Raw genomic sequence first — 15,570 nt, 5'->3', positions numbered from 1 at the left:
TTATGAGCATTGTATCCGGCGTTTCATTTCTGTGAAATATCGTTATTAAAAAACTTTTTGATAATTGGGTTGCAAATATACGCCAGTACCCAGTTAACCCTACAAAAATCATTGTCATACAAACATCTGGCATTACCGGGGCCAGCAATATACTATCCATAAAATATCTAGCCGATCCAATCTACGCCCATTTTAGCAGCCAGCTGCTGCAAATCGTCCACAACGGCGGGCAGCAAAGGAATACCATTCTTCTTCCGGTCCTGTTCCGTTTCCCTTTCCGGATCACCGGGCACCAGCACTTTATCATGGCCCGGCAATGTAGCTGCGGTTCTGAAACCGTTGATCCAGTCGTCCATATCCTTTTTAAACTCCGCTGCCGGCCTGAAGGCATCCACCCGCATCGCTCCAAAAAAGTGCCCGATCCCTTTGCCCGGCTGTCTGGCAGGCATAGGCACGTAAGCAGGAAATGGCGGTACCCATGGGGCATAATTGGCCCCGCTTAATAAGGCAGAGAATATGTCCACCATCGCGCCCAGTGCATAACCCTTATGGCTTCCATGATCCCTGTCGCCTCCCAGCGGCAGCAATGCCCCTCCTTTTTTTAGAATATTGGCATCCCTGGTAGAGTTACCATCCGCATCCTGCACCCACCCATCAGGCGCTTCCTGGTTCTTCCGCTGCAAAATTTCCAGTTTGCCATTAGCGGCAGTGGTCGTTGCCAGGTCCATTACAAACGGGGGTTGTTCCCCTGCCGGCGCTGCCACACAAATAGGGTTGGTACCCAGCATTTTGGCGGTAGAAAATGTAGGCGCCACCAACGGACTGGCATTGGTCATCGATATGCCGATCATATCCTGCTCTAAAGCCATCATGGCGTGCACTGCAGCAATACCATAATGATTGCTGTTTTGAACACTTACCCAACCCGTACCCACATTGCGGGCTTTTTCTATGGCGATCTTCATGGCAAATGGTGCCACCACCAGTCCCAGCCCCCTATCGCCATCTACAACAGCTGTTGAGGGTGTTTCATGCACTACTTTTATTTGGGGCTTTGCATTTACCCGATCTGCCTCCCAAAGCCTTATATAACCACTTAAACGGGCCACACCGTGCGAGTCTACTCCTCGGAGATCCGCAGACAGTAATACTTTAGCGGCCGACTCAGATTCCTCAGGCTGGGACCCCATTTTATTAAAAATAGCGACAGTAAAATTGTATAGTGTATCGTATCGAAATGTTTGCGTTTGCATCGAACAAAGAAACAATAAAATACTGAACCGGAGGCTAATACCATAAGTCCGGATAAATGTAATAGTACCATGCCGGAATCTTCAGGTATACACCCATTTCCTTAAAAATATACAGAAGCCAAAAAGGGCATAGAATATGCTATTGACTAATAATAAACCTTTAAAATAAATAAGTCATGAGAAGTATCCTATGGTTGGTTGCAGTTATTTGTATTGTTATATGGTTGTTAGGAATGCTGAATATAGTGCCCGGAATCAGCACCGGATACCTGTTGCACATCCTATTGGTGATTGCCATTATTGTTATTCTGTATAACCTGATCTCGGGCAGAAAGCCCCTTGATTAGGAGTAAACACTCCATATAAGTATGCAAAAAAATTGCTCCGCAGTTGCGGAGCAATAAGCATTTCACGATCGTTTTTAAAATGGTAGATCATCTACCGGTTCGCTAAAGTCATTTACTGACGAAGCGTTGGAAGATGCTGTATTAGATGGAGCTGAGCTATAACCTGAAGACTGAGGCTGCGCCGGCGTCCCGCCATCTGCTTTGCTGCCCAGTAATTGTACTTCTCTAACCCGCATAGATAAAGCCGCTCCTGCTGTGCCGTCACTCTTGGTAAAAGTTCTTACCTCCGGCTGTCCCTCTACAAATACCTGTGTGCCTTTTACCAGGTAGGGTGCCACTGCTGTACGGTCGGTCCAGTAAGCGCAATCTACCCAAACTGTTTTTTCCTGCTGGTTTCCCTGGCTATCTTTAAATCGCTCCGAGTGAGCCACTGTGAAATTGATCACATTTCTGCCGTTCACATTATTTACCAAACAATCTTTCCCCAGGCGGCCAATAACCTGCATTTTAATCATATTACTCAGTTTTAATTAATATTTAAAAAAATTGGACAAGCAATTTAAGAACAAAAAGCAAATATCAGGATACAAACATCAAAATACCCTAAAAATTGTGCCGCTAAACAAAATATTCATTTTTGTGTTAAACAAGACCGGGGATTTACAGATATGGGGACGCAGGGTGTGGTTCATGGACAAATTTGATCAAAATCGTATCTTTGCCCCTTAATTTTTTTAGAAAATGAGCAAAAAAGGGAAAGTTCTGGTGGCTATGAGTGGCGGTATTGATAGTACCGTGGTGGCCCTTATGCTACACCATGAAGGCTATGATGTGGTGGGTATTACCATGAAAACATGGGATTACGCCCAAAGTGGTGGCAGCAAAAAAGAAACTGGCTGCTGTAATGTGGACAGCTTTAATGATGCCCGGATGGCAGCGGTTCAGCATGGTTTCCCGCACTTTATATTAGACATACGTGAAGAATTTGGCGATTTTGTGGTGAATGACTTTGTGGAAGAATACCTGGCCGGCCGCACTCCCAATCCCTGCGTGCTTTGCAATACCCATATAAAATGGAGAGCATTATTGAAACGGGCCGATGCACTGGGCTGCGAATTTATAGCCACCGGTCATTATGCCAAGATCCGCCAGCATGATAACGGGCGATATGTGATCAGCAAAGCAGTAGACCATACCAAAGATCAGAGCTACGTGCTCTGGGGACTGCAGCAGGATCTTTTAAGCAGAACTATACTACCTCTGGGCGGTTATCACAAAACTGAAATCCGCCAGATGGCTATCGATTATGGCTATCCCGAGCTGGCTAAAAAAAGTGAGAGTTATGAAATATGCTTTGTTCCGGATAACGACTACCGTGGCTTCCTGAAACGCCGGGTAGACGGATTAGAAGATAAAGTAAACGGTGGCAACTTTATTGATAAGGATGGCAAAATCCTGGGCAAACATAAAGGGTACCCCTTTTATACGATTGGTCAACGCAAAGGACTTGATATTGCACTGGGCAAACCAGCCTTCGTAACCAAAATAGACCCGGTTGACAATACGGTAACCCTGGGTGATGAAACAGACCTGGACAAGAACGAAATGATAGTGGGTAAGCTTAACATGATCAAATATGACATGATAACACCCGGCATGGAAGCTACTACAAAAATCCGCTACAAAGACGGTGGCGCTCTAAGCAATATTTACCAGGAGGGCCCGAATATGCGTGTGAGCTTCTACCACAATGTAAAAGGTATTGCCCCAGGCCAAAGCGCTGTTTTTTACGAAGGAGACGATGTAATTGGCGGAGGTATTATACAATCGGGCGCTATTCTATAAGTTCATTTATTGGCTGAATATAGTTTCGGAATCAACAAAGCCTTGGCTGATTAATTGTGGGCAATCATCCATTGTGTAATTCCGAAACCTTTATATTGAGGTACAGCCGAACCGCTGCTTACTTCATATTCGTATAGCTGAAAATTCTTGAAAATCAGCCCTATTCCTTTTGCATACTTTTCTGTTGACACTTCTTTATAGCCGATAACGGAATTTTGTGTAGGCGGTATATTCAATGAATCGCTGTGTTGCACTACTGTCCACACATTGGAGTAATCGCGGCCTGCGTAGGAAAAATTGCCCGCACTTTCGTAGCGAAAGTTCCATTTATTTGTTTCCTTACCAACTATGCTGAAATCAAATAGCTGTTCATATGCATTGAATGGCAGCCTACTGTTTCCACTCCAGTTAAAATCAGTTCTCAAAGGAGCTTGTAAAACCGTAACACGCAAATTATTATCAATCACATCAATACTTTTCTCACCCGGCGTAATATAATAGGAGCCATTATTAGCCCAGGCGCTGCTTGCCGCTTCGTTATTTATTGCCCGTTGAATTAAATAGGTTTTATTCTTAGCCTCATCCAACATCTCACTTACCACGGTATGCTTTACCTGGTATTTATGCACCTCAGATTTTGTTCCACTTACAGTAAATATAGTAGAATCAAGCCGGTAGGTAACATATTTACCAACTTGCAGGGGTAGATACTCTGATAGTTTTTCAGTTTCAAAAACTTCTTTTTTATCACCACAGGAAGCAAAAGCAAGCGACAACAAAAATGGGTAGTAAAAACATTTTAAGAACTGCGTTTTCATATAAGAATTAAGCTTTTTAGATTCGGGTAATAACAACGGGCATATAATAACTAGGGCAGGAGATAACTTACCCCCTCCAACGCCAGATCTGTATTGGGGAAAACTTCGCGTGTTTCTCTTTCAAACTCGTCCAGCTTATCATATTTACTACTAAAATGCCCGATCAGCAATTTTTTGACACCCGCCAGTTGTGCAATTTTACCCGCCTGCCTGGTAGTTGAGTGAAAGCGTGTTATTGCCATTTCAGACAGGGCATCATGATAGGTAGTTTCGTGGTAAATCATATCTGCGCCCTGTATAGGTTCTATAATCCTCTCATCATAACGCGTATCAGCGCAGAAAGCATACTTTTTAGGATGAGGGGCCGGTATCGTCAATGAGTCATTGGAGATCACTTCACCTGCTTCAGTTTTATAGTCCTCCCCCCTTTGCAGGTTATCATAAAAGCTTACAGGAATATTGTGCTCCTTTACTTTTACAATATCCAGGCGTCTTGGGTTGCGCAGTTCTTTAAAAACAAAGCCATAGCATTCAATCCGGTGATCGGTTCTGAAACAGCTCACTTCGATATCAGGTAATTGTAACAAAACGCCGTTTTGAGTAATAGCAATAAAGTGCAGGTTAAAGCACAGTTTGGTGTCGGCTACCTTTAACTGCAGCTCTATGATCTGGCGCAGAGGCTCCGGCGCTACAATGGTGAGGTCCTGCTGACGCCCTAGTAATGCAAATGAATTAATCAGCCCAATGAGCCCGAAATAATGATCACCATGCAGGTGAGAAATAAATATATGCGAAATGCGGCTCCGCCTAACTTTATAATTGATTAACTGGATCTGTGTTCCTTCCCCGCAATCTATTAAAAAGCTTCTCGACGCCGTTGTCAATACCTGGCTGGTAGGATGCCTGTCGAACGCAGGCACTGCAGAATTATTACCCAGTATAGTTACCGCAAACATTGGTTGTAAAAACTAAAGTGTAAATTTAACATCATTCCAACACATCATCGTCCATTAACTCTCTTTCTATTTCTTCCATCTGTACAATATCTGCTGCCTCGCTTTGGGTGGGCGCAACATTTAAAAGCTCTAAAAGTTCACTATCTGCCAAAAAAGCTTCTACCGTTTCGTTTAAACAGCAGCATACAAACGATGCATTAGCCTCATAAAAATCACGCTGAATTTGTACCATTAACTCGGCTGCGTCTGCATCTAAGGCAGTTACAGCGCTCATATCGAGCACTATATTTTTCACATCATTTTGTAAAAAAGGAAGCAACGCTACTTTTATTCCATCTGTCATTGTAGCAGAAAGTATCGGCTCAATTGGCGTGATGACGTGAAATTTCTCTTTGGTATCTATTTTGACCTGCATGTTAAGTACGAATTTGGGTAATGGTATATTTGATAAACAACACGCTAAAAACTTAGGTCCTAATGCTCTTTAAAGAGAGGTTGGGTTTAGCTAAAGTCTGGTGCTCATGTTTACAAATAACGTAAACCAGTACCAAATATATTTGTTAATATTGTAACTAATCACTTTATCTACAAAATATGGATAATAATTTTTCAACTCAGGTAAAAGAAATCATTTCATACAGCAGGGAGGAAGCTCTCCGGTTAGGAAATGATTTTATTGGCACAGAACATTTGCTGCTAGGTTTAATACGTGAGGGAGATAATACAGCTATACGAATTCTGAAAGGTTTTAATATAGATATTTTTGAACTGCGTAAGGAAATTGAATTAGCAATTAAAGACAAAACAGGAAAGAATATCGCTAACATCAACAGCCTCCCGCTTACCAAGCAGGCTGAAAAAGTGATACGCGTAACTGTGCTTGAAGCAAAGGCTTTAAAAAGCAACCAGGTAGAAACTGAGCATCTCATGTTATCTATCTTAAAAAACAAAGAAAACATCGCTACACAAATTTTAAATCAGTTTGATTTGGATTATGATATGTTTCGCCAGGAATTAGGCATTGTAAAATCGAACGAACCACGGGCAGAATTTGGTGATGAGAACGACGATGATTTTGAAGACGACAAGAAATATTCCCAGCAGTCTAAAGGATCGGCGTCAAAATCAAATACTAAAAGTAAAACACCGGTTCTTGACAATTTTGGCCGCGATGTAACCAAGCTTGCGGAAAGTGGCAACCTTGATCCTATTGTGGGTCGGGAAAAAGAGATTGAACGGGTATCTCAGATTTTAAGTCGCCGTAAAAAGAACAACCCTATTTTAATTGGTGAGCCAGGTGTGGGTAAAACCGCCATTGTGGAAGGCCTTGCTCTACGCATTGTGCAACGCCGTGTAAGCCGCGTGTTGTTTGACAAAAGAGTTATTTCATTAGATCTGGCTTCTTTAGTAGCCGGCACTAAATATCGTGGCCAGTTTGAAGAAAGAATGAAAGCCATCATGAACGAGCTGGAGAAGAATCGTGATGTGATTCTGTTCATCGATGAAATGCATACCATTGTTGGCGCCGGCGGTGCTAGCGGCTCATTAGACGCGAGCAATATCTTTAAACCGGCTTTAGCAAGAGGTGAACTGCAATGCATTGGTGCCTCTACATTGGATGAGTACCGTATGCACATTGAAAAAGACGGAGCCCTGGATCGTCGTTTTCAAAAAGTGATTGTAGACCCGCCAAGCGTAGATGAGACCATACAGATTCTTAATAATATAAAATCGAAATACGAAGAATTTCACAGCGTAACCTATACCGATGAAGCAGTGGAAGCCTGCGTAAAATTGAGTGATCGTTATGTTACAGACCGACTTTTGCCCGATAAAGCCATTGATGTGATGGATGAAGTAGGCGCAAGGGTTCACCTGAAAAACATCAATGTTCCTGATAATATTGTGGAGCTTGAGAAAAAAATAGAAGATGTAAAAGAAGAAAAGAACCGTGTGGTTAAAAGCCAGAAGTTTGAAGAAGCTGCATCTTTACGGGATACGGAGAAAAAACTGGCAGAGGAACTGGAGCGTGCTAAATTGCAATGGGAGGAAGAAAGTAAACACAAACGCTACCCCATAACAGATGAAGACATCGCTGAAGTAATTAATATCATGACAGGTATACCTGTTAGAAAGATGGTTGAAGCAGAAACCGAGAAACTCCGCAAAATGTCTGAAGACATGAAAGGCATGGTGATAGGCCAGGATGACGCGATTCTGAAAGTTGTAAAAGCCATCCAGAGGAACCGCGTTGGTCTGAAAGATCCCAGGAAGCCAATTGGAAGCTTTATCTTCTTAGGTCCTACCGGTGTAGGTAAAACAGAGCTGGCGCGTTCACTGGCAAGATACCTGTTTGATTCGGAAGATTCGCTGATTCGTATAGACATGAGTGAGTACATGGAGAAATTCACAGTAAGCCGTTTAATTGGTGCACCTCCCGGGTACGTTGGTTATGAAGAAGGTGGACAGCTTACTGAAAAAGTACGTCGCAAGCCTTACAGTGTTATTTTATTGGATGAAATAGAAAAAGCACACCCGGACATTTACAATATCCTGTTACAGGTATTGGATGATGGACAGTTAACTGATGGTTTAGGTAGAAAGGTGGATTTTAAAAACACCATCATCATCATGACATCGAATATTGGTGTGCGCCAGTTAAAAGATTTTGGTGCAGGTGTAGGTTTTGCCACACAGTCACGTTTGCAAAATGAAGATGAAGAGAATAAAGCGGTAATAGAAAAAGCGTTGAAACGTACATTCTCCCCTGAGTTCTTAAACCGTATTGATGACGTGATCATCTTTAACAGCCTGACCAAAGAAGATATCTTCAGCATTATAGATATCTCTATGAAGGGTGTACTGAAACGCATTGAAAGCCTTGGCTATGGCCTTAGCTTAACAGAAGATGCAAAAGCATTTCTTGCAGATAAAGGCTATGATCAGCAGTTCGGAGCCCGTCCGCTTCACAGGGCCATCCAGAAATACCTGGAAGACCCGCTGGCAGAAGAGATCCTGAATATGCATGTAAAACCAGGCGATGTGTTGGAAGTAGGTTTTGATAAAGAAGCTGACAAGCTGGTTTTTTCAATAAAAGAAAGAGCAGACGCGCAGGAAGCGTAAAACAAATATTTAATTATAGATAGCACACCCCGCAAAATTTTGCGGGGTGTTTTTTTACCCAGACATCCACAGTAGAATTGTTAAACTTTACATAATAGAACCAGTTAGTTTAATTTATTACGAACAACGTCGTACTTTTAATTCGTAATCTTTCATCAAAATAATAACATCATGCAATTTTCAAAACCAAAAAGCAGCACACTCGTTCTATTTGCCATAGCCATTATCAGTATTATTACATTAGCCTCCTGGAGTGTACCTATGACATCCGGTATGTTTAGCAGGTTCTTTAATACAACTGATACTGTGCCCCGTAAATGTGATATCAAAATCGTTGAACTAAATGAGGCCATTGCTCAATTGCAAAAAGCAACTGAATCGTTAAAAGAGCGTGATATCTCCGGAGAAATGGCAAAGGCTATAGAAAGTATTAATCTCGAAGATATTCATAACAATGTGGAAGATGCAATGCTGCAGGCTAAATCAGCATTAGCAAAAGTAGATGTACAAAAGATAAAAGAAGAGGTAAGCCTGGCACTTGCAAAAATTGATAAAGAAAAAATTGAAGAGCAGGTTAAATTAGCTACGGCTAATCTGCAACCACAAATACAAAAATCACTGGAAGAAGCTAAACGTGAACTGGAACAGGCAAAACAGGAGCTGGAGTCAGCAAAGCAAAAAATAAGAAAAGAGAAAATATAAAAATAGCGGCTGTATCAAGATCAAGACTACCAATTGATACAGCCGCTATCAATGGTGTTTATTGTACATCTTCCGTAAACACCATTTTGGTATACTTACTACCTGAAGATTGCCAGGTAATTTGCAACCATCAAATCTTTTGGCTCGTCATGCGGTAAAAGCTATGAAAAAAATTGTGGTCCTTGCTTTGCTAATAACCTCGTTACATACCAACGCCCAAAAGCAAACAGTTGTAGAGCAATACTGTGAAATGATCGCCAATCCTCCCTTTGTAACCAGCACTCCCAACATTAAATTATCCTTTGGAAGTAAGGTATTGGAGAAAAAATTCAAATACTTATCCGATAGTATCTATAAGATAGACCTGCCTATTGAAGCGCTAAATTTTATGTCTAAAAATGGGTGGAAGCTGGTGAAGTATTATCATGAGAAAGAGGGACTTTCGTCCCCCCGTATCTTTAAAGTTTATTTATTAAAAAAACAATTCTCCATTAGTGAATTGCAGTAGCTGCAGCGAGGCTTAGTCCAGGCCTCCCCTCCTGGTTGGCGAAACCGGCTTAGGCCATTCTTTAGGTTTACCCGTTTCCGCTTCAATTGGCAATACTATTTTTTCACGGGATGTTTTCTGAAGGTCTTCACTTGCCGCATAGGCCAGAACCGCAGTGAGAATTGCATTATTGCGCAAATCATCAAACACAATTTTATCATAAGTATCCCGGTTGGTATGCCAGGTAATAGTACCGTAATCCCAGCTTAAAGAACTTAATGAAAATGCGGGCGCACCTGCCATTACAAAAGAAGCAAAGTCAGAGCCGCCTGTACCTGGTTGGCCGGGAAAACTGGTTTCGATATACTGGCGAACATTTTGAGGTACTTTAGTTAGCCAACGTCCCAGGTAGTCGTAAGCATGTAGAAATCCCTGTCCCTGTAAACTGGTTACCCGGCCCGTTCCATTGTCCTGGTTAAATACAGCCTGTATATTAGCAACGATCTCCGGGTGATCTTCTACAAATCCCCGGGAACCGTTCAATCCCTGCTCCTCACTTCCCCAATGGCCTACAAGTATCGTGCGCTTAGGGTTGGGATATACCTTTTTAAGGATACGCATGGCTTCCATCATCGTTAAAGTACCGGTGCCGTTATCTGTAGCGCCTGTGGCTCCATCCCAGGAATCAAAATGTGCTGACAGGATCACATACTCATTAGGCTTTTCCACTCCTTTTATTTCGCCGATAATATTAAACGCATCTGCTACGGGCAGTTCTTTGGAATCGATTTTCATACTTAGTTTAGGTGTGGTACCCGATTGCGCAAGGCGATACAATAATCCATAATCTTCTAAAGAGAGGTCAACTGTAGGAATCTTTTTAGTGTTGGCTCCAAATATCTTATTGGCTCCTACTGCTTTTGACCAGTAACTGGAAATGATACCTGATGCACCGGCTTTTTCAAGCGCTGCCGGCAATGTACGGGTTGTATAGCCCGTTCTGCGAATACGCTGGGCCCAGGCTTCTGTTAAAGCATCTCTTTCTTTATTCATTTTAATAACCGATTCAGCAGTGCCGAATTCCTTCCAGTTATTATCAGGGCGACCGGTTGGTTGCAACATGGAGATCATAACGAATTTTCCTTTTACTGCCGGCAACCATTTTGCAAATGTTATCGAATCCGTTACGTCGGGTAAAAGAATAATTTCAGTGGTAACTGCTTTACCGTTGGTTCCGGGACTCCAGGCCAGTTGTGTACCCTCTAAAGATTTAAGACGTGGATATACCATATCAATATGAGCAGGGCCTCGCTGCCAGCCTCTCCACTCGCCCCACTTCTCGCTATGAGCAGCAATACCCCAGCTCTTGTATTTGGCTATCGCCCAATCACCCGCCTGTTTCATCTCGGGTGTACCTACTAACCTTGGTCCTATCCCGTCCAGCAACTCATGTCCCAATTGTTCTAGCTGGGACCCTTGTTCACCTTCAGCAACGATAGCTTCAACAACAGGGTCTTTGGGCAACTGTGCCGGTCGTCCTGGTCCACGCTGGGCCATCATCGTAACAGGTACTAAAAAAAGCGGAAGAATAAGAGATTTCTTCAAACAAAGCATACTAATCTATTTAAACTTGTGCAAAAATGAATGGACCACCGAATGTAAACATTTATCGTGGTTAAATTCACAAGATATTCCTATATGGAAGCCACGATCCGATGTGCTTAATCCCGGTTTCAACCCCCATTACAAAACCGGCAATGCATAAAAAAAGCGGCTTATTACAGCCGCCTTTCAGACAAAGTTTGTGCTGCTAAAATTTCTGATCATCTGCCGAGGGGCCATAGCTTCCCGGTACTTTAATATCGTTCAAACGATAATAAACACCCAACTGTGCGCGGTGATGCGTTACCTGGCTTAACGCATGCCTGATGGCTGCATACTTAGTCCATTCAGCCAGTTTATTGCCTTTGTAGGCCAGGAACCAGTAGGCTCCAGATCCGCCTCAGTAGCCCCTTCCAGGGCTTCTATCGATTCGGCATAATTCTTTTCGAAAGCGTCCTGCAATTGCTGACGCGTTTCATAAAGTTCGGGTTTATCACCTTCAGCAAAATCTAACCCTTCTGTGTTCAACATGTGTGCCGGCCATCCAAAAATTTCGGTAATATGCTGCGCCAGGTGCATTAGCTTCATACTCTTTTCATGAGGCGCATATTCGTTTTTACCTTCGGGAAATTCGTCCAGGAATTTCTTTGTGGTGTTATACTCGGCTGTTAATTCTTCTCTTAATTGTTTTAATGTATCCATGGCTTTCGATTTAAATGAAAGCTGAAAGTTACTAAGAATACACATTGAGCGTATGAAATCTGCTATAATACTTAGGGTGTTGGCTAGCCTATTTACCCATATTTCATGATGCTTCTCAACAGCTTAAAATATTACCTTCGCAGTTATGGCAGGCCTAACAAATAAACTAATGATCTTCATTGTAGTTGTAGCATTGGGGATAACAGGATGTGAAAAAAAAGACAGTCCTATTGAAGACCATTCCAAGCTTTCGGTGCAACTTAACCCAGTAACCCAATCTAACGATACTATTTTTTTAAACTGGAGCAAAGTAAACTCCCCGGGGCTGAAACAATACATTATTTTCAAATCCGACAATGGATTGCAGTGGTCGCAGACCGCTACCACATCTGCAAACTTTACTAACTATGCAGATAGGGAAATAGTGCCGCATACCAGCCTTCAATATAAAATTGTTGCGGAGTTGTCTAATGGCGACACCCTTGAAAGCAATATCCGCCCCATTAAGACAGATTCATTAACAATAACGCTTCAGCCCTTGAAAACAAACGGGGACAGTGTACAACTGAAATGGAGCGCCAACTATAAATCTTTCCTATTTGGAACATATTACCTGTATCGTAAAGAAGAGAAAGGAGATTGGATCAGGTTAACCCGGATTGGGGATCCGAACAAAACAGTCTTTACCGACAAAAACATTCCGTTTACAACAAACGTTACCTACCAGGCGACTTTCCAGTTTCAATATGCGCCGTTGGAGGTAAGAAGCAATGAACAACACTATGTCCGAAAAGAGATTAAACTGGCAGATATCAAAGCTTTCGATGTAAAATATAATTCGAATGAAGGTTTAATTTATTTTTTTAGCAATACCGGAGAAATCCAAATCTTTGATATAAATGCAGACAGAGTCACCCATAGCACCAATACAGGCGTTCCAATTGGATATTGTGACATGGGTATTTATAATGGCAATAAAGAACTTTACGTACCTGTTTCTACCGGCAAGCTCTTTATTTATGACGCCCTAACATTAGCAAAAAAAGATGAAATACAGGTAGGTGCCGGCGTAAAACCTGGCTTCCTCTTTTACAATAATGGACTCCTCTTCGTTAATACTGATGCCTGGATGAATAAACCGCTGAGGGTTTTCTCCCGGTCGGGCAAAAACCTGGTAGAGCAGGGTGGATTTTGGAACGATAGGATGATAAAAAAAATTCCGGGCTCAAATACTGAAATGATTGAGCTGGCTATGTCGCCATCAGGTTTAGGAATTAGTTATTACAGCTTTAACGAGGCGGGTCAAATAACCCAAGAGCAAAAAGACCTGGAAATTAATGCATACGCTGTTCATGGTAAAATATTTGAAATGTTTACGGATAATAGTAAAAGGTTTATTACCAATATCACTGGAAATATATTTGGCAAAAATCTTCAACAGCAAGGACAACTTCAAAACATCAATCGAAAATTCTGGACCTATTGCTTCGACCAGCAAACGAACGAAATATTTGGAGGCTCAGATGAGAAAACTATCGAGGTTTTTTCTTCGAGCAGCTTTCAACATCTTCGAACGATTGCTACTAAATACTATCCGTTCAGAATATTTAAAAGCAGTACAGGCCTGATCTCTGTAGGCACTTTGTATAAGCGATCTGATAGCTACTATGAAATTCCCGAAAAACTATTTATTGAATTTTTATAACCTTTATTATATGCAACTCAATCATTTTATCGACCATACCATTTTAAAACCTACGACCTTAATCAGCGACATCGAAAAAGTTTGTGCAGAAGCCAGGCAATATGGATTTGCATCGGCATGCATACCTCCGCCATTCGTAAAAAAAACAAAAGAATTATTGCAAGGGAGTTCTGTGAAAACCTGTACAGTAATAGGATTCCCATTTGGATATTCGGCAATTGAAGCTAAACTGGCAGAAGTACTTTTAGCCATCGTAGATGGTGCCGATGAGTTGGATATAGTCATTAATCTGATAGCTCTCAAAAATAACGATTGGCAATACCTGGCCAATGAAGCCAATCACCTTATTCCCATCATCAAAGAAAAAGGAAAAACGGTTAAGATCATTATTGAGAGTGGCGTGTTAACAGACGAAGAGATCATCAAATGTTGTGAATTATATGGTCCTGCCGGTATCGACTACCTGAAGACCTCCACTGGTTATGCAGAGAAGGGCGCCAGCATTCATGCCGTGGAATTATTTAAAAAACATTTACCTCAACACACGGGTATCAAAGCCAGTGGCGGCATCCGCGATTATGCTTTTGCCAGGCAGCTGGTAGAAGCCGGAGCTACCCGCCTGGGCTGCAGTGCCAGTGTTGCGATCGTAGAAGGCGGTAAGGGCGAAGGGAATTATTAGCTGTATACAGATAAGTAGTACTGAAATGGATAAACATTTATTACGCCTGGAACATTCTCTCAAATATATATACATATCGTTTTCGCAGTTAAAGGACGCCAAAGCCTGATCGATTCTGCCTGGGAAAAAGAACTCTATATGTATTTATCCGGAATTATCAGAAATAAGGACCAAAAACTACTTTGTATTAACGGGATGCCAGACCATATTCATATTCTACTAGGGATGAAGCCTAATTGCTGCATCTCCGATTTGGTTAGGGAGGTGAAAAAATCATCCAACGATTTTATAAATCAGAAACAATTTTCGAAACTTAGATTTCAATGGCAGGAAGGTTATGGTGCATTTTCTCATAGCCATTCCTCATTGGATAATCTGATCACATACATTAATAATCAAAAAGAGCACCACAAGAAACAATCGTTTAAAGAAGAGTACCACAATTTCTTAAACGACTTTCAAATAGAGCATAAAGATGAATATCTATTTGACTGGATTGATCCGGAATCTATTTCCGAATAATAACATTCGACTCCTCCGGAGTCGGGCAACATCTCCCAATTTTTTCTATAAATATTCGATTCCTTCGGAATCGTCAGTCCGACATTCTCTTAACCCCTATGATCTAAGGGTATGATCTGCATATTAAAGCGTACCAGGTAAAAATATGCCTATATGACTCCGAAGGAGTCACATATCTATAGAAACATAGCATGTGCAGACAACGACCCTGAAGGGGTCGAATAAAGGCTGCTAAATTTCAATCTGCTGTTGCGTTATGATCGATGAATGCGTTTCCATTCAATAATTATTATTCAAAACGCATTGAAACAAATCTCTATGAAATTAATAACCCTGCTGGCTGCTTCTCTATTAATGATAGTTGTTGGAAGCTCGAAAAAACTACACTCCAACAGGAAAGAAAACGCTACTACTGAATTTACATTCAGAGCTAAAAAGAACGGAACCAACTGGAAGGCCAATTCTATATCCGCTACTTACAACCCCAAAGACAGTATGATGCATGTGATGGCCCTGGGGGACAATAACGAAAGGTTTACGATTTCCTTTTTTAAGAAGCCGCAATACACGGGTGAGTCAAAGCAATTTAATGCCGGAACTATCATTCCTACCTGCGAATACTGCGCCAGCATCGCTCAACGATATAGCCTGGATTCGCTTAAACGGAACTCGTTCCAGATTATGGGCTTTGATAATATCGACAACCGCGTTCTTGGAAAATTCGCTGTTTACCTGAAAAAAGATAGCCTGTACCAGGGCACATTTATTAAAGACTCGTCTTTATACGAAGGCATGTTTAACGTTCGTTATGAAACAGTTTCGTTTTAGT

At 41.8% G+C, this 15,570-nt stretch carries 16 protein-coding genes; 9 read left to right on the top strand and 7 right to left on the bottom strand.

Features of this window, described 5'->3' with window-relative positions; genetic code table 11:
• Window positions 1–167: 167 nt before the first annotated feature.
• Entirely contained in the window at window positions 168–1,253 is a 1,086-nt protein-coding gene (locus tag ACLOAU_RS11570; RefSeq protein ID WP_427862028.1) for an Ldh family oxidoreductase, read from the bottom strand.
• A gap of 176 nt (window positions 1,254–1,429) precedes the next feature.
• On the opposite strand from ACLOAU_RS11570, the gene ACLOAU_RS11565 reads away from it, so the two are divergent.
• Entirely contained in the window at window positions 1,430–1,600 is a 171-nt protein-coding gene (locus ACLOAU_RS11565; RefSeq protein ID WP_114789573.1) for a lmo0937 family membrane protein, read from the top strand.
• Between the two features lie 74 nt (window positions 1,601–1,674).
• Here the strand turns inward: ACLOAU_RS11565 and ACLOAU_RS11560 are convergent, their stop codons facing one another.
• On the bottom strand, window positions 1,675–2,115 hold the full coding sequence (locus ACLOAU_RS11560) for a single-stranded DNA-binding protein (protein WP_427862027.1): 441 nt from the start codon (window positions 2,113–2,115) through the stop codon (window positions 1,675–1,677).
• Window positions 2,116–2,341: 226 nt separating this feature from the next.
• On the opposite strand from ACLOAU_RS11560, the gene mnmA reads away from it, so the two are divergent.
• Entirely contained in the window at window positions 2,342–3,445 is a 1,104-nt protein-coding gene (mnmA, locus tag ACLOAU_RS11555) for a tRNA 2-thiouridine(34) synthase MnmA (RefSeq protein WP_427862026.1), read from the top strand.
• A 50-nt stretch (window positions 3,446–3,495) separates the two neighbouring features.
• Here mnmA and ACLOAU_RS11550 read toward each other — a convergent pair whose 3' ends face one another.
• From ACLOAU_RS11550 to ACLOAU_RS11540, 3 genes are read right to left on the bottom strand one after another with little or no spacing between them, the layout of a single operon-like run.
• Window positions 3,496–4,263: a hypothetical protein gene (locus tag ACLOAU_RS11550; protein WP_427862025.1), complete on the bottom strand. Its 768-nt coding sequence runs from the start codon at window positions 4,261–4,263 to the stop codon at window positions 3,496–3,498.
• Window positions 4,264–4,313: 50 nt separating this feature from the next.
• Window positions 4,314–5,219 carry a ribonuclease Z gene (locus ACLOAU_RS11545; protein ID WP_427862024.1) on the bottom strand — a complete coding sequence of 302 codons (906 nt, stop codon included), beginning with the start codon at window positions 5,217–5,219 and terminating at the stop codon, window positions 4,314–4,316.
• A 31-nt stretch (window positions 5,220–5,250) separates the two neighbouring features.
• The gene (locus ACLOAU_RS11540; RefSeq protein WP_427862023.1) at window positions 5,251–5,634 is read right to left on the bottom strand and encodes an STAS domain-containing protein; all 384 of its coding nucleotides are present in this window, start codon (window positions 5,632–5,634) and stop codon (window positions 5,251–5,253) included.
• A gap of 179 nt (window positions 5,635–5,813) precedes the next feature.
• On the opposite strand from ACLOAU_RS11540, the gene ACLOAU_RS11535 reads away from it, so the two are divergent.
• From ACLOAU_RS11535 to ACLOAU_RS11525, 3 genes are all read left to right on the top strand, one after another.
• Window positions 5,814–8,342, top strand: a complete 2,529-nt coding sequence (locus tag ACLOAU_RS11535) for an ATP-dependent Clp protease ATP-binding subunit (RefSeq protein WP_427862022.1) — start codon at window positions 5,814–5,816, stop codon at window positions 8,340–8,342.
• A 171-nt stretch (window positions 8,343–8,513) separates the two neighbouring features.
• Window positions 8,514–9,044: a hypothetical protein gene (locus ACLOAU_RS11530; RefSeq protein WP_427862021.1), complete on the top strand. Its 531-nt coding sequence runs from the start codon at window positions 8,514–8,516 to the stop codon at window positions 9,042–9,044.
• A gap of 163 nt (window positions 9,045–9,207) precedes the next feature.
• Entirely contained in the window at window positions 9,208–9,552 is a 345-nt protein-coding gene (locus ACLOAU_RS11525) for a hypothetical protein (RefSeq protein ID WP_427862020.1), read from the top strand.
• Between the two features lie 12 nt (window positions 9,553–9,564).
• Here the strand turns inward: ACLOAU_RS11525 and ACLOAU_RS11520 are convergent, their stop codons facing one another.
• The gene (locus tag ACLOAU_RS11520) at window positions 9,565–11,145 is read right to left on the bottom strand and encodes a M20/M25/M40 family metallo-hydrolase (RefSeq protein ID WP_427862019.1); all 1,581 of its coding nucleotides are present in this window, start codon (window positions 11,143–11,145) and stop codon (window positions 9,565–9,567) included.
• Between the two features lie 300 nt (window positions 11,146–11,445).
• Window positions 11,446–11,835, bottom strand: coding sequence for a DinB family protein (locus tag ACLOAU_RS11515; protein WP_427862018.1), 390 nt, complete (start codon window positions 11,833–11,835; stop codon window positions 11,446–11,448).
• A gap of 145 nt (window positions 11,836–11,980) precedes the next feature.
• On the opposite strand from ACLOAU_RS11515, the gene ACLOAU_RS11510 reads away from it, so the two are divergent.
• The 4 genes from ACLOAU_RS11510 (at window position 11,981) to ACLOAU_RS11495 (ending at window position 15,569) form a co-directional block, all read left to right on the top strand.
• Window positions 11,981–13,540, top strand: coding sequence for a fibronectin type III domain-containing protein (locus ACLOAU_RS11510; RefSeq protein WP_427862017.1), 1,560 nt, complete (start codon window positions 11,981–11,983; stop codon window positions 13,538–13,540).
• A gap of 10 nt (window positions 13,541–13,550) precedes the next feature.
• Window positions 13,551–14,219 (top strand): deoxyribose-phosphate aldolase, encoded by a 669-nt coding sequence (gene deoC, locus ACLOAU_RS11505; RefSeq protein WP_427862016.1) that lies wholly within the window; start codon window positions 13,551–13,553, stop codon window positions 14,217–14,219.
• 39 nt (window positions 14,220–14,258) lie between these two features.
• The gene (gene tnpA, locus ACLOAU_RS11500) at window positions 14,259–14,741 is read left to right on the top strand and encodes an IS200/IS605 family transposase (protein ID WP_427862686.1); all 483 of its coding nucleotides are present in this window, start codon (window positions 14,259–14,261) and stop codon (window positions 14,739–14,741) included.
• Window positions 14,742–15,059: 318 nt separating this feature from the next.
• A complete protein-coding gene (locus ACLOAU_RS11495; RefSeq protein WP_427862015.1) occupies window positions 15,060–15,569 on the top strand; it encodes a hypothetical protein in 510 nt (169 codons plus the stop codon).
• Window position 15,570: the final 1 nt, after the last annotated feature.

Origin of the sequence: Paraniabella aurantiaca (assembly GCF_050309965.1) — a bacterium.
Classification (GTDB): domain Bacteria; phylum Bacteroidota; class Bacteroidia; order Chitinophagales; family Chitinophagaceae; genus Niabella.
Note: the sequence above shows the minus strand (reverse complement) of the source record. Positions and strands in the feature narration are given on the sequence as shown.